Origin of the sequence: Sinorhizobium fredii (assembly GCF_002944405.1) — a bacterium.
GTDB classification, from domain to species: Bacteria; Pseudomonadota; Alphaproteobacteria; order Rhizobiales; family Rhizobiaceae; genus Sinorhizobium; species Sinorhizobium fredii_C.
This window is the reverse complement of the sequence record NZ_CP024307.1, coordinates 1,273,472-1,293,990: the sequence shown is the minus strand read 5'-3', so window position 1 is coordinate 1,293,990 and position 20,519 is coordinate 1,273,472. Positions and strand designations below refer to the sequence as shown.

Annotated in this window: 17 protein-coding genes and 1 pseudogene; 10 read left to right on the top strand and 8 right to left on the bottom strand. The window is 62.8% G+C overall.

The genetic code is table 11. From position 1 onward, the window contains the following. Window positions 1–19: 19 nt before the first annotated feature. Window positions 20–709, bottom strand: a complete 690-nt coding sequence (gene hdaA / locus NXT3_RS06240) for a DnaA regulatory inactivator HdaA (RefSeq protein WP_037413926.1) — start codon at window positions 707–709, stop codon at window positions 20–22. Further along, window positions 693–1,859, bottom strand: coding sequence for an AI-2E family transporter (locus tag NXT3_RS06235; protein WP_097526482.1), 1,167 nt, complete (start codon window positions 1,857–1,859; stop codon window positions 693–695). Before NXT3_RS06235 ends, hdaA begins: the two co-directional genes overlap by 17 nt. Before the next feature lie 239 nt (window positions 1,860–2,098). Between NXT3_RS06235 and purM the strand changes: the two genes are divergently transcribed. Together purM and purN are read left to right on the top strand one after the other, a co-directional pair. After that, on the top strand, window positions 2,099–3,169 hold the full coding sequence (purM, locus tag NXT3_RS06230; protein WP_097526483.1) for a phosphoribosylformylglycinamidine cyclo-ligase: 1,071 nt from the start codon (window positions 2,099–2,101) through the stop codon (window positions 3,167–3,169). Next, window positions 3,166–3,831, top strand: coding sequence for a phosphoribosylglycinamide formyltransferase (gene purN, locus NXT3_RS06225; RefSeq protein ID WP_104838970.1), 666 nt, complete (start codon window positions 3,166–3,168; stop codon window positions 3,829–3,831). Before purM ends, purN begins: the two co-directional genes overlap by 4 nt. Before the next feature lie 16 nt (window positions 3,832–3,847). Here purN and NXT3_RS06220 read toward each other — a convergent pair whose 3' ends face one another. From NXT3_RS06220 to NXT3_RS06200, 5 genes are all read right to left on the bottom strand, one after another. After that, complete coding sequence (locus tag NXT3_RS06220) at window positions 3,848–5,722, bottom strand: adenylate/guanylate cyclase domain-containing protein (protein WP_097526485.1); 1,875 nt, start codon at window positions 5,720–5,722, stop codon at window positions 3,848–3,850. 156 nt (window positions 5,723–5,878) lie between these two features. Further along, a complete protein-coding gene (locus NXT3_RS06215) occupies window positions 5,879–7,261 on the bottom strand; it encodes a virulence factor family protein (protein ID WP_104838969.1) in 1,383 nt (460 codons plus the stop codon). Next, window positions 7,258–9,870, bottom strand: a complete 2,613-nt coding sequence (mprF, locus tag NXT3_RS06210) for a bifunctional lysylphosphatidylglycerol flippase/synthetase MprF (RefSeq protein WP_104838968.1) — start codon at window positions 9,868–9,870, stop codon at window positions 7,258–7,260. Before mprF ends, NXT3_RS06215 begins: the two co-directional genes overlap by 4 nt. A 95-nt stretch (window positions 9,871–9,965) precedes the next feature. Further along, the gene (locus NXT3_RS06205) at window positions 9,966–10,562 is read right to left on the bottom strand and encodes an NUDIX domain-containing protein (protein ID WP_097526488.1); all 597 of its coding nucleotides are present in this window, start codon (window positions 10,560–10,562) and stop codon (window positions 9,966–9,968) included. Between the two features lie 58 nt (window positions 10,563–10,620). Beyond that, window positions 10,621–12,753, bottom strand: a complete 2,133-nt coding sequence (locus NXT3_RS06200; RefSeq protein ID WP_097526489.1) for a molybdopterin-containing oxidoreductase family protein — start codon at window positions 12,751–12,753, stop codon at window positions 10,621–10,623. Window positions 12,754–12,821: 68 nt separating this feature from the next. Here NXT3_RS06200 and NXT3_RS06195 point away from each other — a divergent pair, with 68 nt between their 5' ends. The 4 genes from NXT3_RS06195 (at window position 12,822) to NXT3_RS06180 (ending at window position 15,602) form a co-directional block, all read left to right on the top strand. After that, entirely contained in the window at window positions 12,822–13,703 is an 882-nt protein-coding gene (locus NXT3_RS06195) for a 23S rRNA (adenine(2030)-N(6))-methyltransferase RlmJ (protein ID WP_037413912.1), read from the top strand. Between the two features lie 152 nt (window positions 13,704–13,855). Further along, window positions 13,856–14,299, top strand: coding sequence for a hypothetical protein (locus tag NXT3_RS06190; RefSeq protein WP_037413910.1), 444 nt, complete (start codon window positions 13,856–13,858; stop codon window positions 14,297–14,299). Next, window positions 14,281–14,997, top strand: a complete 717-nt coding sequence (locus NXT3_RS06185; protein WP_176536612.1) for a ribonuclease T2 family protein — start codon at window positions 14,281–14,283, stop codon at window positions 14,995–14,997. The genes NXT3_RS06190 and NXT3_RS06185 overlap by 19 nt, the downstream gene beginning before the upstream one ends. 14 nt (window positions 14,998–15,011) lie before the next feature. Then, window positions 15,012–15,602 (top strand): glutathione S-transferase family protein, encoded by a 591-nt coding sequence (locus NXT3_RS06180; RefSeq protein WP_037413906.1) that lies wholly within the window; start codon window positions 15,012–15,014, stop codon window positions 15,600–15,602. A 58-nt stretch (window positions 15,603–15,660) separates the two neighbouring features. Here NXT3_RS06180 and NXT3_RS06175 read toward each other — a convergent pair whose 3' ends face one another. After that, window positions 15,661–16,299: an outer membrane protein gene (locus NXT3_RS06175; protein ID WP_037413904.1), complete on the bottom strand. Its 639-nt coding sequence runs from the start codon at window positions 16,297–16,299 to the stop codon at window positions 15,661–15,663. Between the two features lie 370 nt (window positions 16,300–16,669). Between NXT3_RS06175 and NXT3_RS06170 the strand changes: the two genes are divergently transcribed. The 4 genes and pseudogenes from NXT3_RS06170 to moaD all read left to right on the top strand — a co-directional run bounded on the left by NXT3_RS06170 (window position 16,670) and on the right by moaD (window position 20,516). Next, window positions 16,670–17,434 (top strand): SDR family oxidoreductase, encoded by a 765-nt coding sequence (locus tag NXT3_RS06170; protein WP_037413902.1) that lies wholly within the window; start codon window positions 16,670–16,672, stop codon window positions 17,432–17,434. A gap of 137 nt (window positions 17,435–17,571) precedes the next feature. Continuing rightward, window positions 17,572–19,452: pseudogene (uvrC, locus tag NXT3_RS06165) on the top strand (excinuclease ABC subunit UvrC); the annotation flags it as partial. Between the two features lie 219 nt (window positions 19,453–19,671). Further along, complete coding sequence (gene pgsA, locus NXT3_RS06155; protein WP_037379793.1) at window positions 19,672–20,259, top strand: CDP-diacylglycerol--glycerol-3-phosphate 3-phosphatidyltransferase; 588 nt, start codon at window positions 19,672–19,674, stop codon at window positions 20,257–20,259. Then, window positions 20,256–20,516 (top strand): molybdopterin converting factor subunit 1, encoded by a 261-nt coding sequence (gene moaD / locus NXT3_RS06150; RefSeq protein WP_037413895.1) that lies wholly within the window; start codon window positions 20,256–20,258, stop codon window positions 20,514–20,516. The genes pgsA and moaD overlap by 4 nt, the downstream gene beginning before the upstream one ends. Window positions 20,517–20,519 lie beyond the last annotated feature (3 nt).

The following is a 20,519-nucleotide window of genomic DNA, read 5'->3' as shown; positions in this document are numbered from 1 at the left end:
GACGACGGTTCTGTGACAGTCAATCGGGCCGGCGGGCAATTGCGAGTTCTTCCAAGACTTCCGCCGCAAGGGCCCGCGTCAACCGCGTGCCGCGGGCAAGCGCCAGATGGTCCATCCGCTCGACAAGGGTCTGTGCAGCCTCTAGCGAGCGCTCCATCCGATTGACTATATAGGCCACGAAACGCTCGTCGACGAGCAGCTGGCGATCGGCAAAAAGCTTGAAGAGCACCTGCGTCAGGAGTTCGTCGTCCGGTTCGCCGATCTCGACAACGGTGGCGGCCTTGAGGCGCGACTTGAGGTCTGGAAGGGTCACCGGCCAGGACATCGGCCACAGCCGCGAGGTCATCAGAAGCGCCGTACCGTTCTGGCGGACGCTGTTGATGACATGGAATAGCGCCGTGTCGTCGAAACCCTTTCGGTCGACATCCTCGAAAAGCACCGGCTTCGAAGCGGCGACGTCGGCGGCGTCCGTACCGGCAACGGGATGGATCGGTTCGGCACCCGACGCCTCTCGCCAGATGCTGGCGAGGTGCGACTTCCCGGAACCGACCGGACCGGCGATGATGACGACCGGCGACGGCCAATCCGGCCAATGATCCACGATTGCAATGGCCGCGCTCAGGCGATCGGAGACAAGCAGATCCTCCCGGCCGGTTGACGGGTCGTGGCCGAAGACGAGCGGCAGTTGTTCGTTAGGACGTCTTGTCATGCTTTGCTCTGGAGGACGGCATAGGTCGGCTGGGCTCCTGGCCCTCCGACTGCTGGTTCGCGGCCGCCCTATGCCCATGATAGAGGTCGCTATCAAGGTATCGCTGGATGCCGAAACGGACAAGCACTCCGACCGCGGCAGCCGCCGGCACCGCGACGAGCAGGCCGACGAAGCCGAACAGCGCGCCGAAGGCAAGCAGCGCGAACATCAGCCAGACGGGATGGAGGCCAACGCTCTTGCCGACCAGCTTAGGCTGAAGAACGTTGCCTTCGAGGAACTGGCCGGTGAAGAAGACGGCAAGGACGAGCAGGATCCAGAGATAGTCCGGCCAGAACTGGACGATCGCCACGCCGACGGCAAGAACCAGGCCGACCAGCGAGCCGACATAGGGGATGAAGCTGATCATACCGGCGAAAAAACCGATCAGCAGTCCGAAATTCAGGCCCACAAGCGACAGGCCAACCGCATAGTAAAGGCCGAGAATGAGGCATAACGAGCCCTGGCCGCGAACGAAGCCGGCGATCGTCGTGTTCATGTCGCGGGCGATCTGGCGCACCACGTCGACATGGTCGCGCGGCACCCAGCTATCCACCTTCTCGACCATGTGGTCCCAATCGAGCAACAGATAGAAGGCGACCACCGGTGTGATGATGAAGAGCGACAGGATATCCAGGAGCGCCATGCCTGAATTCCAGAGCTGCTGGAACAGGGTGCCGAGAAAGACTGCCCCCTGCTCGAGAAGCTTGGCGGAATTCTCCTTGATCGTCGCCATTTGCGCCTCGAGCCAGTCCGGCACGAGGGTCGACTGGGTGGTATCCGCCACGAAGGCCTGAAGCCTGGCGACATAGCCGGGCATCTTCTGGATGAAATCGGCCGCTTGGGTGAAGATCAGCGGGATGACGATGATCAGCGACAGCGCAAAGAGAAGAACGAAGGCGACGAGAATGGCGATCGTCGCCATCAGGCGGCTGAGGCCAAGGCGTTGCAGCCGGTCGGCGACCGGGTCGAGGAAATAGGCCAGCGCCATCCCGGCGAGGAACGGCAGGAGGATGGAACTGAAGACCATCAGGAAAGCGATGAAGGCGGCGAGCACGAGCAGCCAGAAGAAGATCTGGCGCTGAAGTCCTAAACCGCTGATCCGATTGCCCATGGTGTCCCCGTCCCGCGATCGTCGCACGGTGCGCGCCCGCATCTTCGTCCGACGAGATAGGGTGCAGCGCGCGCGCAGGTCAAGCCCGGCTGCCTTCAATCCGCTCCGTTCGCGCCTGAAGGCGATGAGCGAAGGCAAAAACGTGAAAAAAGGCCGCAAGGCCCGGCCTCTCCGCTTGCACTCCTTAGCTTACCGTGCCAATCGCATCCGCAAAATACGACGAGCCTTGGAGAACGAGCATGAGCCAGTCGGGAAAGAACGGCCTCACCTATAACGACGCGGGTGTGGATATCGATGCCGGCAATCTGATGGTCGAAAAGATCAAGCCGCATGTGCGCTCGACCCGGCGTCCCGGAGCCGACGGCGAGATCGGCGGCTTCGGCGGCCTCTTCGATCTCAAGGCGGCCGGCTTCACCGATCCGGTCCTTGTCGCCGCCAATGACGGCGTCGGCACCAAGCTCAAGATCGCCATCGACGCCGACAAGCACGACACGGTCGGCATCGACCTCGTCGCCATGTGCGTCAACGACCTTGTCGTGCAGGGCGCCGAACCCTTGTTCTTCCTCGATTATTTCGCCACCGGCAAGCTCGATCCCGACCAGGGGGCGGCAATCGTCGCCGGCATCGCCGCCGGCTGCCGCGAGGCGGGCTGCGCGCTGATCGGCGGCGAAACGGCGGAAATGCCGGGCATGTATTCCGGCGGCGACTACGATCTTGCCGGTTTTGCCGTCGGCGCGGCCGAGCGCGGGCAGTTGCTGCCGGCGGGCGACATTGCGGAAGGCGACGTCATCCTCGGCCTTGCCTCCTCCGGCGTGCATTCGAACGGCTATTCGCTGGTCCGCAAGATCGTCTCGCTCTCTGGCCTTTCCTGGGACACGCCGGCGCCCTTCGGCGAGGGCACACTTGCCGAAGGGCTGATGACCCCGACCCGCATCTATGTGAAACCGCTCCTGAAGGCAATCCGCGAGACCGGCGCGATCAAGGCGCTGGCGCACATCACCGGCGGCGGCTTTCCGGAAAACATTCCGCGCGTGCTGCCCAAGCATCTCGCCGCCGAGATCGACCTCGACGCCGTCAAGCCGCCGGCGGTCTTCTCCTGGCTGGCCAAGACAGGCGGCGTCGCCGCCAATGAGATGCTGCGCACCTTCAATTGCGGTGTCGGCATGATCGCCGTCGTTCCGGCAGCGGAAGCCGACAGGGTCGCGGCGGTGCTTGCCGGTGAAGGCGAAACCGTCTTCCCGCTCGGCCGCATGGTGGCGCGCGAAGAGGGTGCCGCCGGCACGATCTACAAGGGCAGCCTCGCCCTATGAGTCTATCCCCGGCCAGGAAGAAAAAGGTGGTCGTCTTCATCTCCGGCGGCGGCTCCAACATGCTGTCGCTGGCGAAAGCCGCGGCCGAACCGGATTTTCCGGCCGAAATCATTGCCGTCATTTCCGACAAGGCGGAAGCCGGCGGCCTTGCCAAGGCGGCAGCGCTCGGCATCGCCACAGCCTCGTTCGTGCGCAAGGACTTCCAAAGCAAGGAAGATCACGAAGCGGCGATCCTCGCCGAGCTCGACCGGCTGCAGCCGGACATCATCTGCCTTGCCGGCTATATGCGCCTGCTGTCCGCCGCCTTCATAAAGCGCCACGCAGGCCGGATCCTCAACATCCATCCGTCGCTGCTGCCGCTTTTCCCGGGGCTGCATACGCATCAACGCGCCCTCGAGGCGGGCATGAAGCTTGCCGGCTGTACGGTGCATTTCGTCACCGAGGGCATGGACGACGGCCCGATTATCGCCCAGGCCGCCGTCCCGATCCTTGCCGGCGACACACCGCAGACGCTCGCCGCGCGCGTCCTGACGGTCGAGCACAAGACCTATCCGCTGGCGCTCCGACAGGTCGCCGAGGGCAAGGTCACGATGCAGGATGGGCGGGCCGTCAGCCACACGGTCGGCGATGCCTCTGGCGCGCTGATTTCTCCGGCGCTTTGAAACAGGGCAAAGTCTCTTACCCGAGGAGTTCAAGCACCTTCGGGAACCGCGCATGTTCTCGGATGGGATCGAGGTCCGAGTCGTACTTCACCCATCGTTTTGTTTCGTGGGTGGCGCGCGGGAGAAGCTCCACGAGCAGATCGATTGCCCGGTCATGTTCACCCTCGAGCGAGTAAAAGCAGGCCACGTTGTATTTCGCCAGACGATCGTCGGGATCGATGGTCAAGGCGCGTCCTGCCCATTCCTTAGCACGGTCGTGGTCTCCAAGCGCCGCGAGACCCAAGGCTCCCAAATAGGCGGGTCTCGCATTCTCCGGACGCAGCCTGAGCTCACGCTCGGCCCGCGCAACACCTTCCTGTGCCGCCATCCTCATTTCCTGATCGCGCCCGAGTGATCGGAGAATGTTAACGAGCACAAGCAAGGCTTGGTAATCATCCGGCTTGAGTTCTGCGGCGCGCAGGAAAAGCCGGGCCGCTTCATCCAGCTTACCCTGCGTAAAGCAGGCACGGGCATAAAAGTAGTAAGCTTCGAAAAGATTGGGATCGAGGGCGATCGCCTGCTCAAACTCTGCCATCGCTTCCGAATGCCGCTCGCGAAGCGAGAGGGCGAGGCCACGTGAAGCATGCGCTTCTGCCAGGCCGCTCTCAAGGTCCAGCGCCTTGGCGCTCGTCGCCAGAATGCCGTCAATCGAGACATCGGCGTTATAGTGAAGGAAGAGGAAGGAATCGCAGTCCGCGATTCCCGCATAGGCCCGCGCATAAAGCGGGTCGAGTTCGACAGCCATTGCGAACATGCGCTTCGCAAGCACGTAATGCGATTTGCAGTGCCAGTGCAGAAAATGCCGACCCCTGAGGTAATACGCATAGGCCTCGAAATTCCCCGTCGGGACTCGACCGATGACTTTCTTCTCCTCTGGCAGCAGCTTGACCTTCAGATGGTCGACGATGGTATGGGTGATCTCGTCTTGCAGGGCGAATATGTCGGTGAGATCACGGTCGTAGCGGTCGGCCCATACATGACCACCACCCTTGCCCTCCACGAGCTGCGCGGTAACGCGCACACGCGACCCGGCCTTGCGGATGCTTCCCTCCAGGATAAAGTTGACCCTTAGATCCTGGCTCACCTGCTGCACCTTCACCGGTTTGCCCTTGTATGTATAGGCAGTATTGCGGGCGACGACGAACAGGCCGGATATTTTCGACAAATCGGTAATGATGTCCTCGGTGATCCCATCGCTGAAATACTCCTGCTCTGGGTCACCGCTTATGTTGTTGAAAGGTAGAACCGCGATCGACGGCTTTTCGATCTCCCAAGGATCTTGCTGGCTAGAATCCGAACCGGTCGTTCGGAGAGCCGTAGGAAAGTCCAGGGTAATGCCATAGGCGCGCACCGGACGGTCGATGTTCTTGAGTGCCTGCTCGCCCATATCCTCGAATCGAAGATCGAGCCGATTGCCGACGTTATCTCGAACGGCTGCAGAGACCGCGATCCCGCCGGGCGTCGCTATGCTTTCAAGTCGAACCGCCACATTGACGCCATCCCCGAATATGTCATCGCCCTCGACGATCACGTCCCCGAGGTTGATGCCCATCCGAAGCTCTATCCGGCTGCGCTGCGGCACACCCGCATTGCGTTCCACCATACCCCGCTGGACCGTGGCCGCGCAGGTGACAGCATTTACAACACTTGGAAATTCCGCCAGGAATCCGTCGCCCGTGAGCTTCACGATGCGACCCTCATGCTCGGCTATCTTGGCGTCGATCAGTTCCCGGCGGTGCGATTTCCATGCCGCGTGAGTGCCTGCCTCGTCCTGGCCCATGAGGCGGCTGTACGTCACGACGTCTGCAGCGAGGATGGCCGTCAAACGTCTGTGCACCGTCGGATCGTTCATGTGACCACCCAGTCTTCGTGTACTGCCACTCTCGGGTGCCAGAATTCCAGGCCGACCCAATCATACCCCAGCGGCCAGCGAATGTCTCATCTTGTGCGGCCAAGACCGCCCACCTTCCGATCAATTGTGGAGGGGTGGTCAATTGGAAGCGCCGGCTCACTTCGCCTGAGCGAGCCGCCGGTCTAGGCCGTCGAGAACGCGACGCGTCAGGGCCGGATAGTCCTCGTCGAAATGATGGCCCCCTTCGATAGCGACAACATCGGCGCCGGATGATTTCAGTTCCGGGCAGGCATCGTCCTCTTCCTCGGTTCCGTAGAAGCACTGGAGCAGCGACGGATCGATCGCCTTGATGTCGTCGACCGGGTCGCCCGCGCTGCCCGCCCCTTCCGCGCCGAGCCAACCGAAGACCGAGATCTTGAAGTCCGCCTGATGCGACAACGCCATCAGCGTCACCTGGCGGACGCGCGCCCGCTCTGCGGGCGGCAGCAGGTTATAGATGCGCGGCAGGATATCGGCGCCGAAGGAGTAGCCGATCAAGAGCACGTTTCGGACATTCCACCGCTTGCGATAGTAGTCGATGATCCGCTGAAGATCGTTGGCGCTCTCCTGCGGCTGGCGCTCCGCCCAAAAATAGCGCAGCGAATCCACGCCGACGACGGGAACGCCCTGCTGTTGCAGGACATTGCCGACCTCCCTGTCGATATCGCGCCAGCCGCCATCGCCGGAATAGATCACCGCCATCGTATCGCGGCTCGGCTTGGCGTCGAGGACCGTCAGCGGCAATCCGAACGGATTATCCGCTTCGTCATCCTCCCCTAGATAATCCGACAGCGCGTCGGAGAGCGCCTTATAGGCTTCGTCGTCCGTCTCGTGGGTCTCGATTTCGGAATGCTTCTCGACAAGCGCAGCGACATGGTCTCGACCTGCCGCAGACGCTGCCGGAGAAAAGGTGACGGATACCGGGTCGGGCAAGGCTCCGTCGGTCAAGCCGTACACCATGCGGTCGTTCTTGCGGCTCTTCTCGGCCGGCGTGCAGAGCTGCTTGGTCAGAGCGATTCCTTCTTCTGGATCGACTGCAAGCGTCCTGCCGATCGTCGCGGCGGGGGATTGCGCGGCGATCGCCAGCGCCATTGCGCCGCCGGCGCCGACACCGGCAATGACAGGCGGGCGATAGGCGCCGCTGCCCGCCGCGCGCTGCACCTGCTGGCTCAAGGATTCGAGGTCGGAGACCGTATAAATGCAGTCACCGTCGTCCTTGGCGAGCGACGCCAGATAGGCCTTCAGGTCGATGCCGATGACGATCGCGTTTTCGTCGGAAAGCGCACGAGCCGCGGTATCCTCCCTCGCCGTCCATCCGCCGGCATCCGAAAGCAGCACGACGAGTCCTGCCGCCTCTTGATTGGGGAACAGGATATGCGGCGACGGGATCATCCCTGTGTCGAACTTCTGCGCGTCCTCGGCCGCGGCCGAGAGGTTGGCCGCCCCGAGGACAAGGGCCGCGAGGATCGCGGCTTTCCGAACTTTGCCCATGACTGTCATTTCCTTATCACTCCCTTGAGGCCGCCGCCGATCAGGAAGGTCGCGTCCATCAGCGCCAGGATCGGGTTGAGCCCGCCGCTCGCTACCAGATAGCGTGGCTGCCAATGCGGATGGAACTTGGACTTGAAGGCGCGCAGGCCCTTGAAGTTGTAATAGCGTTCGCCGTGCTCGTAGAAGGTCCGTCCCGCACGGTCCCAAACCGGGGCCAGCCGGCGAGAGGACATGCCGGAAAGCGGCGCCATTCCGAGATTGAACCGACGATAGCCCTGCGCCTTCAGATATTCCATCAGCTGCGCGAACAGGAAATCCATCGCGCCCCGGGGCGCCTCCGGCGAGAAGCGCATCAGATCCACGGATCCCTCTTCCTTGGTGCCGGTCACAAGGATGTTCGCGAAGGCGACGATGCGGCCATTGCATTTGAGGATCGCCACCGGCTGTTCCGCAAGATAACCCGGATCGAAGGCGCCGAGCGAAAAGCCCTTCTCGCGGGCGCTGTGGTGCGCAAGCCAGGCATCGGATATCTGCGCAAGTTCCGGCAGGATCGCCGGCACATCGGCGGGCATCACCAGTGAAAATTCCAGCCCATCCCGCTGGCCGCGGCTCACCTGCTGGCGCAGGTTCGCCCATTTGCCGCCTTTCATCTCGAAGCGCGCAAGGTCGACCTCGGCGAGCTCGCCGAGGCGGAAGGCCCTCAAGCCCGCATCGGCGTAGTAAGCTAGGCCCTTGGGCGAGACCTGATAGAAGACGGCACGGCAGCCGTTGGAACGCGCCGTCTCCATGAACTGCCAGATCAAGTCCGGCCAGGCATCCAAGGGCCCGACAGGGTCGAAAAGTGCGATCCAGGAGCGCGCCCAGCGGCCATACATGATGAAGGCGCGGCCGTCCGCCGAGAACATGATGCTCTTGTCGCCCATCCGCACCAGGTTGGCATCAGACATGTCCTGGGCGTCGAGAATGGCGATGGCGCGCTCGAGCTCCTCCTCGGATGCGGGCGCCACTGCCGTGGTGGCCGGCCGCATGAGGCTCCAGATCGCCACGGCGGTCGCGCCGATCGTCACGCCCAGCAGCGCGCGCAGGCCGCGCGGCGCCTCCGCCGAAAACTCGAACTGCCACCAGAGCTCATGGCTGTAATCGACGTTTCGATAGACGAAGAGCAGAACGACATACGCACCGAGGCAGATGACGCCCATCGCCATCAGCCAGGGGGCTGTCAGCGCCTGCCCGAACAGCGAAGCGGGACGGACGAAAAGCCGGCGGCTCGCGAGGAGGCCGAGGATGAAGAAGGCGAGCATGCCTGCTTCGACGAGCGCCACCGCCTTGACGAGCGAGAGCAAAAGCGCGGTGAGCGCGATGACGACCGATGCCCACCAGGCGCCATCGAGCCGCAGTGCCAGCCCGCGCGCGACGATGACCAGGGCCAGGCCCAGCAAGCTTGCCAGGAAATGCGCCCCTTCGACGATCGGCAGGGAGACATGGTCGGCGAGGAAGGCCAGGTTCTCGTCCGGCGTCGGCGTGACGCTCGAAAGAACCAGCATCAGGGCGAGCACGAGAGCGAGTGTCGCAAGCAGCAGCGGCGTCATCCGTCCGCCGGCGCGGCGCAGGCTGGACGCGGCCGGATGTCCAGCGAGCTGGCGGAGCTCCATGCCGATGATCACAAAAATGGCGATCAGCAGCGGCAACACATGGTAGATCACACGGTAGAGGACCAGTGCGCCGAGGACCGCATCGACATCAGCGGCCCGGCCGAGGGTCGCGACGATCACCGTTTCGAAGACCCCCAACCCGGCCGGGACGTGGCTCAGCACGCCGAGGCCGACCGCGACGGAATAGATCGCCAGGAATGCCGGCCAGCCGATCGTGCCCGACGGCAGCAGCACGTAGAGCACCGTAGCGGAGGCAGCGAGATCAAGCGCCGTTACCAGAAACTGACGCGACGAGGTCCTGGTATCCGGCAGGCGCAGGGTGACGCGGCCGATGCTCACCTCATGACCGCTCCGCGCCGCCACCATGACCGCGAGCATGGCGGCAAGCACGAGCATGGCGATTGCCCGCAGCCAGAACGGCTCGATCCCCATCAGCGGCGCAACATATTCGGCAACGGCGAGCAGGCTGAGGCAGGCGACGGCGGCAAGGCCGAGGCCGAAGGTGAGCGTGACGAAGGCAATGACCCGGCCGATTTCATCGGGCTCCAGGCCGAGACGGGAATAGGAACGGTACCGGATCGCGCCGCCGCTCAACGGTCCGAAGCCCGCGGTGTTGCCCACAGCATAGGCACAGGATGCCGTCAGAGCGACGTCGACATAGGGGAGCTTGCGTTTGACGTAGTCGAGTGCGCCGACGTCGTAGAAGGTAAGCGCAAGAAAGCTCAGACCAGTGAGCAGAATGGCGGTTGCCACCGCGCTCCAGCTCGTGCCTGCCAGTGCCGCCACCACATCCTCATACTGCACTTCGGCAGTGAGGTGAAAAATCGCCACCCCGAAGAGCGCGATCATCAGGAGGATGCCCAAGGCGGAAAGATAACGTTGATTGCGCCTCAGGAATGGCCGCCACCCGATCTCGGCCGGTTCTGGCTGCGCTTCAATCTCGTGGGGGGTAGAAGGGGACGTCATGGATCGCCCGTGTCGTTGGAGTAGACACGAGGGATTTACCTCAGCGCATCGCCGACAAAAAGTGAATTATCGGTAATGTATGCCGTATCAAGGGGTTAGCCCGCGAGCGCCGCCCGGTTCAGCACGGCCCATTGCAGAAGCATGATCGTCTTGGCATCGCAGATTTCGCCGGTGCCGATCATTGCGACGGCGTCGTCCAAGGCGATTTCCAGCACCTCGATGTCTTCGCCCTCATGCGCCAGCCCGCCGCCGGCGGCCACCTTCTTGGACGTATCGATGCGGCCGAGGAAAAAACTCGTCCGTTCGGTTATCGAACCGGGGCTCATATAGGCGTCGAAGAGATGCATGGCACTCTCGATGCGATAGCCGGTCTCCTCCATCGCCTCGCGGCAGATCGCCACTTCCGGCGCCTCGCCGTCGAGCAGGCCCGCCGGCGTCTCGACCAGATAGGCGGGCTCCCCCTGCAGCAGGACGGGAAGGCGGAACTGGCGGACGAGCACGACGATCTGGCGTTCCGGGTCGAAAAGCAGGATCGTCGCTGCCCGGCCATGATCGTGCACCTCGCGAACGAGGCGGGCAGTCCTGCCGTCGGACATCTGTTGCTCGAGGGTGACCTGCTCGAGGCTGATGAAGCCCTTCCAGAGAGACCGGCGGTCGAGTATCCGGATGCGCGGGTCTTCATGCTGCGTCATGGGTGATCCTTGATGAAAGCGTTTTCACACGCATGCTGCGCGTGTCGAACATGGCTGCTCAGGCCCGGCGCATCCAGACCCGGTTGTCGTGGAAGGCCGCCCCTCCATAGGGTGCGACCGCGTCCGCACCGGTCAGGATATTGATCCCCTCGCCATCGAGATGGGCGCCGTTCGGCCAGAGACCCTCGGCAATCACCACGCCGCGGCGCGCACCGCCGCCGATCCTGGCATGAAGTCGGATCTCGCCGCGGTCGTTACCGAGCCGGACGATATCGCCGTCGGCGATGCCGAGCCCGGCTGCGTCCTCCACATGGATCATGACCTCCGGGCGCCCCTCCTTCTCGATCGAAGAGGGCGTCTCGGAAAACGTCGAGTTCAGGAACGAACGCGCCGGCGAGGTCGCCAGCCGGAATGGATGACGGCCGTCGGCGATTTCGATCAGATCGACATGGTCGGGAAACTCGGGGAGGCTGCCATGCGGTCCCTGCGGGCCCATCGATTTCGGCGGCCGGTTCGGTGCGGGTGTTCCGGTCCAGTCCGCCTTGAAGCGGAACTTGCCGTCCGGGTGCCCGAAACCCTTGAGGAAATGCGCTTCCTCGAACCCGGGCTGGCAATCAAGCCATTTCCGCTCCTTCATTTCTTCGTAGCCGAGGCCGTAATTGGCGAGCAGCCTGTCGATATGCTGCCGCTCCGAGAGGCCAAAGCCCGTTCGATCGGCAACGCCGAGGCGCTTTGCCAGTTCTTCGATGACGAACAGGTTGGTGCGCACCGTCGACGGCGGTTCGACGATCTTCGGGCCGATCAGAATGTGCTGGTGTCCGCCGCCGCGATAGAGATCGTCATGCTCCAGAAACATCGTTGCCGGCAGGACGATGTCGGCAAGCCGGGCGGTGTCGGTCATGAACTGCTCATGCACGGCGACGAAGAGGTCGCCGCGCAGGACCCCCCTCTTCACCAGCCGCTGCTCGGGCGCGACGTTTACCGGATTGGTGTTCTGGATCAGCATCGCCGTTACCGGCCCGCGATGGCGCAGCGCCTCGGCGTCGCCGGTCAGCACGCGGCCGATCTGCGATTGATCGAGCATGCGTATGTCGGGGTCGTGCAGAGCGGTGCCGACCAGTTCGCGCTTGTCGAGCTTGAAGATGTCGTTGTTGGAATGGAAGGCTCCGCCGCCCTCGTGCTTCCACGAGCCGAGCACGGTGGCGACCGATGCTGCGGCGTGGATTGCGACCGAACCGTTGCGCTGGCGGGTGAAGCCGTAGCCAAGACGGAAATAGGTTCTCGGCGTCGTCCCGACGAGTTTCGCGAAGGCCTCGATTTCCTCGACGGAGAGCCCGCTGATCGCCGACGCCCATTCCGGCCCGCGTGTCTCGAGATGCGCTTCGAGGCCGGCCGGGTCGTCGGCATACTCCGCCATATAGGGGCGGTCCGCGTAGCCGTCTCGGAAGGCGATATGCATGACGGCGCAGGCGAGCGCGGCATCGGTGCCCGGCTTCAGGATGAGGCCGAGATCGGCCTGCTTGACCGTCGGATTGTCGTAGACGTCGATGACGACAATCTTGGCGCCGCGCTCCTTGCGGGCCTTGACCGCATGGGTCATCACGTTGACCTGGGTTGCCACCGCATTGGTGCCCCAGATTACCACGCAATCGGACTTGGCCATTTCGCGCGGGTCCGGGCCGCGCAGGGCTCCGGTCGCCATGGTGAAGCCGGTCCAGGCCATGTTCGTGCAGATCGAGCCGAAGAAGCCGGAATAGCGCTTGGCATGGCGCAGGCGCTCGACGGAATCGCGCTGCACCTGCCCCATGGTGCCGGCATAGAAATAGGGCCAGACCGCTTCCGAGCCGTGTTCCTGCTCGGCCTTGACGAATTGTTCGGCGATCTCGTCGAGTGCCGCCTCCCAGGAGATTTCCTGCCAGCGCCCCTCGCCTTTCGCGCCGATGCGGCGCTGCGGCACCATCAGCCGGCCGGGATGATAGATGCGCTCGGCATAGCGCGCGACCTTGGCGCAGATGACGCCGGCCGTGTAGCTGTTGGCGGCCGCGCCGCGGACGCGCCCGATCCGGCCTTCGGCGGTCAGGTCCACTTCCAGCGCGCAAGCCGAGGGACAATCATGCGGACAGACAGAGTGGCCGACCGACTTTTCTGCTCTGATGGGGGTCGCAACGTTCATGGCTTTTCTATATGGCATCCGAAAGAGGGCTCAAAGTCCCATTCGCCATCCATCGAAACAATTGATCGCAGCCATCGGCGGCTCTTATGAACTATCGGCACATTTATCATGCGGGCAACTTCGCCGATGTCCTGAAGCACGCGGTGCTGGCCAGGCTCGTCACCTATCTCAAACAGAAGGATAGGGCCTTCCGGGTGCTGGATACCCATGCCGGCATCGGTCTCTATGACCTCTCCAGCGAGGAGGCGCAAAAGACCGGCGAGTGGCGCGACGGCATCGGAAGGCTGGTCGACGCCGAACTCCCTCCACCGGTAGCCGCCATTCTCGAGCCCTATCTTGCGGCCGTGCGCGATCTCAATCCGCATACTGGGGCGGATGCCGGGATCACGCATTATCCCGGTTCGCCGAAGCTTGCCCGCATGCTGTTTCGGCCGCAGGACCGGCTCTCGGCAATGGAACTGCATCCGGACGACTATGAAACGCTGCACCGGCTGTTCGACGGCGATTTCCAGAGCCGGATCACCCGGCTCGACGGCTGGCTGGCGCTCGGCGCCCACCTGCCGCCGAAGGAAAAGCGCGGCCTCGTGCTCGTCGATCCGCCATTCGAGAAGGAAGGTGAATACGAGCGGCTGGCCGAAGGGCTTGCCAGGGCCTATCGCCGCTTTGCCGGCGGTATCTACTGCCTCTGGTATCCGCTGAAGAAAGGCGCGCCGGTCAAGGAATTTCATGAGGCGCTGAAAGCGCTGGAAATACCCAAAATGCTGTGCGCCGAGCTTGCGGTCCGCAGCGATCGCGACATCACCGGACTGGCAGGCTCGGGCCTTGTCATCGTCAATCCACCCTATACGCTCAAGGACGAGCTCGACATCCTGCTGCCCTTCCTGAAGGAACGACTTCGCCAGGATCGCTTCGCGTCGGCACGCTGCTTCTGGCTGCGCGGCGAAACAGCTCTCAACCGAGGGCCTTGACGCGTCGGGTGCCGTGGCATCAATCTCTAGCGCATCGGCCCGAAAATCGGAATCCATTTTCGGAAAGCACGATGCGTAGGTTCAAAGTCTTGCAGCGTCCTTTGCGCGTCTGAAAGACGCGCGGCGCTGTAGAGACGATCCAGGAGGAAGTCATGATTTGCAAGCTTGCCGCAATGCTTCTGACCTCGCTTTCCCTCGCCGCCGGTGTGGTCACCAGTGCCGCCGCCGCGGATTTGGCCGCGGTGCCCGTCGCCCCGCAGGCTTACAATATCGGCATTTGCGGCAACCCGTCGGTGCTGGGCTTCATCACGCGGCGCTTCGACTATAAGGCGGCAAACTATCTTCATGCCAATCTCGCGATCGCCGAAATCCGCGACATGGGCCAGAACCGCTTCGAGCCGCGCGACTACACCCATCTGGTCGAACGTGAATATTGCTATGCGACCGCGGTGATGAGCGACGGGGTCCGGAGGCCGCTCTGGTACCTCATCGAGCGACCCTGGGGATTTGCCGGCGTCGGCTCCAATGTCGAGTTCTGCGTCGGCGGCCTCGATCCCTGGTATGTCTACGGCGCCCATTGCTCTTCGCTTCGTTGATTGCCGCAAGAAACCGGCTTCTGGCGACCCTTGCCCTGTTGGCGATCGCCGGCTGTAACGGCGAAGGCGACAAGACATCCGGCTCCGGGGTGGACGCCCCGGCGGGTGCCGCATCGGCGAGCGTACCGCTCGGCAAGGGCTTCGACTTCTATGTGCTTTCGCTCTCCTGGTCCCCGACCTGGTGCCGAGGCAATGACCCGAAGGGCAAATCCGAACAATGCGAGCGCGGCAGCGGCCTGATCGTCCACGGCCTTTGGCCGCAATATGAACGCGGCTATCCGCAGTTTTGCCAGACGGGGCAATCCGCCCGGGTCCCTGAGTCACTTGGCCGGCAATATCTCGACATCGTTCCGTCGATGGGCTTGATCGGGCATCAATGGCGCAAACACGGCACCTGCTCCGGCCTCAGCCAGGCGGATTATTTCGCTGTGACACGGGCGGCCCGCGAGCGGCTTGAGATTCCTGCCGAGTTTACCTCCACGGAGGGTTCGCGAGACCTCTCCGCCGCATCGATCGAGACCGCTTTCACGACGAAGAACCCCGGCATGGCGAAAGACATGATCGCCGTGACCTGCGAGGGGCCTCTGATCGAGGAAATCAGGGTCTGCTTCGACAGGGAATTGCGTTTCAGGGCCTGCCCTGAAATAGATCGCCGCGCCTGCCGACGAGGCGCGGTGCTACTCCCCGCCGCACCATAAGAACGGAAAGACGAATGAAGATACTCTACTCGCCCGCCTCCCCCTATTCCAACAAGGTTCGGATGGCTGCCCATCATCTCGGAATCGCTGCGGAAAGCGTGCTCACCGACACCAATGCCAATCCGCCGGAACTGGTCGACAGCAATCCGCTTGGAAAAATCCCGACGCTGATCACGGCCGATGGCCGGTCGATCTACGACAGCCGGGCGATCATGCATTTCCTCGACCGCGAGACCAAAGGCGGGCTCTATCCGAAAACCGCCGAGAAGCGCACCCAGATCGAGATCTTCGAAGCGCTCTGCGACGGCATCTGCGACAGCCTGCTGGCGATCGTCTACGAAAAGCGCTTTCATCCGCCGGAAAAGGTGCATCAGCCCTGGATCGACCGACAATGGGAAAAGGTCGAGCGCGGGCTCGACCACCTGGAAGCTCATCTGCCGAAGACCGGCGGCAAGCTGAATGCGGGACATTTCGCGCTCGCCGCCATGCTGCGCTATATCGAGCTGCGCTTTGCCGGCGAATGGCAGAAAGGGCGGCCGAAGCTCAAGACCTGGCCGGCCAAGTTCGAGAAACACTTTCCGGATTATCCCAAATTCAAGACCTGAATCAAGGGTACAAAAAAGGCCGGGTCACCCCGGCCTTTTCTTGATCCGTTTGAAAGGATCAGAACTTGACGCCCATACCGACGCGGACGCTGTGCTCGTCATAGCCGGAGGAGACCGTCGAGCCGCCGGTGCGGAAGTCCTTGGAGGCGTAGTCCGTGTAACGGTATTCGACGCGGGCCGTAACGTTGTCGGTGACGAAGGTTTCGGCACCGGCGCCAGCCGTCCAGCCGACCAGGGTCTTGTCGTCGGAGCCCGCCGGGGTGGAGAGCTTGGCATTGCCAAGGGCGAGACCGGCCGTGCCGTAGACCAGCACCGGGTTGAGGTCGACACCGACGCGGCCGCGGAGCGAGCCGTTGACGCCCTGCTTCACGCGGCGGCCGCTGGAGTGGGAGTCGTTGCCGGCGTAGTTGACGTCGGCTTCGCCGCCGTAGACCATCTGACCGTCCTGCACGTTGTAGCCGCCGTAAAGGCCGCCGCCGAAGCCGGCCGACGTGTTCCCGCCGGTGGCATCGGCTTCGCCGTGATGCCAATTGGCCGTGCCGCCGACATAGGCGCCGGACCAGTTCTTGACGGCCGGCTCGGTATATTCGGCAGCCGGAGCAGCCGGAACTTCGTCGACCGCGTCGGCGGCGTGAGCTGCCTGGAAGGTTACCAGGGCAATGGCCGAAGCCATGAGAGTGGTGGTGAGCGTACGCATACTATTCTCCTTTCAGACCGGCGCCCCGAAGCATCTCTTTGGCGTGCTTTATCGAGACACCGGGTATCTACAATCAACCCGTCCGGTTGACCGGAAATTGGACAGAAAATGCGGATTCTCAAGAGCTAAAATGTGAAATTTTAGCGGCGTAGCCGCGTCCAAACTTTGATGTTGCCTTGACGACACAGAGGATTTATTAACCATAATTGAAGATTAACCAAAGATATACTATAAGAATAAAAGATAATTCAAAATACGCCGCTCACGTTAATTTTTCCGAAATGAATCGTCCGGGGGAGTTTTTCAGCCCGGCCTTTCCTGCCTATATCTGTGTCCGACCGGAACAGGATTCGCAGAACGGGAAAGAACGTTGAAAAGGACATTCAAGGCGGCGCTGGTTACAGGCGGCGCCCGGCGCATCGGCAGGGCAATAGTTGAGGATCTCGCCGTCCACGGCTTTGCGGTCGCCATCCATGCAAACGGCTCCATGGCCGAGGCCGAGGCGCTGGCGGCAGACCTCAGAAAAGCCGGCACAAACGCTGTCGCCCTCCAGGCGGACCTCACCGATGTGAGGGCGGCGTCGGAATTGATCGCGCAGGCGACCTCGCTGCTCGGCCCGCTCGATCTCCTCGTCAACAATGCCTCGGTCTTCAACAAGGACAGTCTCGACGAGTTCGACGAGGACGCCTGGGAGCGGCACTTCGCCCTGCATGTGCGGGCCCCCTCCCTGCTTGCCCGCGACTTCGCGCGGCAGCGTTCGGGCGATGTTTCCGGCCTTATCGTCAATGTGATCGACCAGCGCGTCTGGTCTCCAAATCCACGCTTTTATTCCTATATGCTCTCCAAGTCGGCGCTCTGGACGGCAACCCAGACGATGGCGCAGGCGCTGGCGCCTGACATTCGCGTCAACGGCATCGGGCCCGGTCCGACGCTGCCGAACGAGCGGCAGGACCGGCGCGATTTCGAAGCCCAGGTCCACGCGCTGATTCTCAGGCGAGGTCCGGCGCTCGACGAATTCGGACGCGCAATCCGCTTCCTTTTCGAGACGCCCTCGGTTACCGGACAGATGATCGCGCTCGACGGCGGCCAGCACCTCGCCTGGGAGACGCCGGATATTCGGGAGATAGTGGAATGAACGGGCGGACGCCCACCGACGGCGGCATCCTCTATGACGGCAGCGAAACCGATGACGAAGACGATCTCGTCGAAGTTGCCGAGAGCGAACGGCCGGCGCCCACTGTGGAATGGGCGGAGAGCAAGGCAGAAACGCAGGGGCTCAAGGGCGCCGAACTGATCCAGGCCTTCGTCAAGCTGCTGCCGAATGGACCCGGCGTCTACCGAATGTTCAACGAGGCCGGCGACGTGCTCTATGTCGGCAAGGCGCGCAGTCTGAAGAAGCGGGTGAGCAACTACGCACAAGGGCGCGGCCACTCGAACCGCATCGCCCGCATGGTGCGCGAGACGGCGAACATGGAGTTCGTCACGACGCGCACCGAAATCGAGGCGCTACTGCTCGAGGCGAACCTGATCAAGCGTCTGCGCCCGCGCTTCAACGTGCTTTTGCGCGACGACAAGTCGTTCCCCTACATTGTCGTCACCGGCGACACCCGGGCACCGGCGCTCTACAAGCACCGCGGCGCGCGCAGCCGCAAGGGCGACTATTTCGGGCCGTTCGCCTCCGCCGGTGCGGTGGGGCGGACGATCAATTCGCTGCAGCGGGCCTTTCTCTTGAGGACCTGCACCGACAGCGTCTTCGAAACACGCACGCGGCCTTGTCTGCTTTATCAGATCAAGCGCTGTTCGGCGCCCTGCACGGGCGAGATCAGCGATCCGGATTATGCCGAGCTCGTGCGCGAGGCGAAGGACTTCCTCTCCGGTAAGAGCCAGGCTGTGAAGGCGACGATCGCCGCGGCGATGGCCGAAGCGTCGGAAAATCTCGACTTCGAGCGGGCGGCGCTTTACCGGGACCGCCTGGCGGCGCTCAGCCATGTGCAGAGCTACCAGGGGATCAACCCTGCCGGTGTCGAGGAAGCGGACGTCTTCGCCATTCACCACGAGGGCGGCATTTCCTGCATCCAGGTGTTCTTCTTCCGCACCGGCCAGAACTGGGGCAACCGCGCCTATTTTCCGAAGGCCGACCCGTCGCTCCCGGCCGCCGAGGTACTCAGCGCCTTCCTCGCCCAATTCTACGACGACAAGCCGTGCCCGCGGCAGATCCTGCTCTGCGAGGCGGTCGACGAGCAGGAATTGCTTGCCCAGGCGTTGAGCGAGAAGTCCGGCTACAAGGTGTCGATCCTCGTACCGCAGCGGGGCGAGAAAAAGGACCTTGTCGAGCACGCACAGGCCAATGCGCGCGAAGCGCATGGCCGCAAGCTTGCGGAGACGGCCTCGCAGTCGCGCCTGCTCGAGGGCTTTGCCGAGACCTTCAAGTTGCCTTCGGTGCCGCGTCGCATCGAAATCTACGATAACTCGCACATCATGGGCACCAATGCCGTCGGCGGCATGGTGGTCGCCGGCCCCGAGGGCTTCGTTAAAGGTCAGTATCGCAAGTTCAACATCAAATCGAAGGACATCACCCCGGGCGACGACTTCGGCATGATGCGTGAGGTGATGACGCGTCGCTTCTCGCGTCTGCTGAAGGAGGAAGGCAAGCCGGACCGCTCGACAGAGGTGAGCGAAGAGGCGGCCTTCCCGGCATGGCCTGACGTCATCGTCATCGATGGCGGCCAGGGACAGATGACGGCCGTCCGCGCCATTCTCAAGGAACTCGACGTCGAGGACTGCGTGACGGCGATCGGCGTCGCCAAGGGCGTCGACCGGGACGCCGGTCGCGAACGCTTCTTTGTCGAAGGCGTGGACGGGTTCACGCTGCCGCCCCGCGATCCGGTGCTCTATTTCATCCAGCGGCTGCGCGACGAGGCGCATCGCTTTGCAATCGGCTCGCACCGGGCGCGGCGAAAGAAGGAGATGGTCAAGAACCCGCTCGACGAAATCGCCGGCATCGGCCCGACCCGCAAGCGAGCGCTTCTCACCCATTTCGGCACCGCCAAGGCGGTTTCCCGCGCGGGCATCAACGACCTGATGGCCGTCAACGGCATTTCGGAGACCGTGGCCCGCCTCGTCTACGAGCATTTTCACGAGGATGCCAAATAAGCGCAGCGGCGGCGCAATTCAGACTGCGTTCAGGCGAAATCCGCCAAATATGACAGGAGTAGCGCAATGACCTGTTGACCTTGTGGTCGCAAAGTCATTCTGTACACCTGAAACCGGAGGGTCTGTGAGCTGGCGCTTACCCGATGCCATCCGAACAATAAAATCGCATCGATGACCCGCGGGAAATGGGGGATTGTCGTGTCCAGAGAAACCGAGTCCATGCCAACGCCCATTGCCTACAGCATCCCGAATCTGCTGACCTACTTCCGTATCCTCATCGTGCCGCTGATCGTGCTGTGCTTCTTCATCGAGGGCCGGCTGCACAGTTCCGATTTCGCCCGCTGGACCGCTCTCGTGCTGTTCGTCACCGCCTCGGTCACCGATTTCTTCGACGGCTATCTTGCGCGCATATGGAAGCAGACTTCCAATATCGGCCGGATGCTCGACCCGATCGCCGACAAGCTGCTGGTCGCCTCGATCCTGCTGCTGGTCGCTGCGGACGGCACCATCGCCGGCTGGTCGATCTGGGCCGCGATCATCATTCTTTGCCGCGAAATCCTCGTTTCCGGGCTTCGCGAATATCTTGCAGCGCTGAAGGTCAGCGTGCCCGTTACGCGAATCGCCAAGTGGAAGACGACCATCCAGATGGTGGCGATCGCCTTCCTGCTTGCCGGTCCGGCCGGCGACAAGATCGTGCCCTATATAACCGAGGCTGGCATCGTCCTTCTGTGGATCGCCGCGGCAATCACGCTCTATACCGGCTATGATTATTTCCGCGCTGGCCTGAAGCATGTGGTCAACGAATGAGCACTGTCAACCTCGTCTATTTTTCCTGGGTGCGCGAACGCATCGGCAAGGGTGAGGAAACGCTGGATCTCCCGGACGGCGTCGTCACGGTCGGCGATCTGCTGGCGCATTTGAAGACGCTCGGCGCCGAGTATGAATCGGCGCTCGAACACCAGAACGTCATCCGCGCGGCGATCAACCAGGAACATGTCGATCACGGCGAGCCGATCGCCGGTGCCCGCGAGATCGCGCTCTTTCCGCCGATGACGGGCGGCTGAGGC

Excerpts from the sequence above, each read along its gene's own strand:
- NXT3_RS06215 (WP_104838969.1), bottom strand. The coding sequence starts at position 7,261 with ATGACAGTCATGGGCAAAGTTCGGAAAGCCGCGATCCTCGCGGCCCTT.
- hdaA (WP_037413926.1), bottom strand. The coding sequence starts at position 709 with ATGACAAGACGTCCTAACGAACAACTGCCGCTCGTCTTCGGCCACGAC.
- NXT3_RS06220 (WP_097526485.1), bottom strand. The coding sequence starts at position 5,722 with ATGAACGATCCGACGGTGCACAGACGTTTGACGGCCATCCTCGCTGCA.
- purM (WP_097526483.1), top strand. The coding sequence starts at position 2,099 with ATGAGCCAGTCGGGAAAGAACGGCCTCACCTATAACGACGCGGGTGTG.
- NXT3_RS06205 (WP_097526488.1), bottom strand. The coding sequence starts at position 10,562 with ATGACGCAGCATGAAGACCCGCGCATCCGGATACTCGACCGCCGGTCT.
- pgsA (WP_037379793.1), top strand. The coding sequence starts at position 19,672 with ATGCCAACGCCCATTGCCTACAGCATCCCGAATCTGCTGACCTACTTC.
- NXT3_RS06235 (WP_097526482.1), bottom strand. The coding sequence starts at position 1,859 with ATGGGCAATCGGATCAGCGGTTTAGGACTTCAGCGCCAGATCTTCTTC.
- NXT3_RS06180 (WP_037413906.1), top strand. The coding sequence starts at position 15,012 with ATGAAGATACTCTACTCGCCCGCCTCCCCCTATTCCAACAAGGTTCGG.
- NXT3_RS06195 (WP_037413912.1), top strand. The coding sequence starts at position 12,822 with ATGAACTATCGGCACATTTATCATGCGGGCAACTTCGCCGATGTCCTG.
- mprF (WP_104838968.1), bottom strand. The coding sequence starts at position 9,870 with ATGACGTCCCCTTCTACCCCCCACGAGATTGAAGCGCAGCCAGAACCG.
- NXT3_RS06190 (WP_037413910.1), top strand. The coding sequence starts at position 13,856 with ATGATTTGCAAGCTTGCCGCAATGCTTCTGACCTCGCTTTCCCTCGCC.
- purN (WP_104838970.1), top strand. The coding sequence starts at position 3,166 with ATGAGTCTATCCCCGGCCAGGAAGAAAAAGGTGGTCGTCTTCATCTCC.
- NXT3_RS06175 (WP_037413904.1), bottom strand. The coding sequence starts at position 16,299 with ATGCGTACGCTCACCACCACTCTCATGGCTTCGGCCATTGCCCTGGTA.
- moaD (WP_037413895.1), top strand. The coding sequence starts at position 20,256 with ATGAGCACTGTCAACCTCGTCTATTTTTCCTGGGTGCGCGAACGCATC.
- NXT3_RS06200 (WP_097526489.1), bottom strand. The coding sequence starts at position 12,753 with ATGCCATATAGAAAAGCCATGAACGTTGCGACCCCCATCAGAGCAGAA.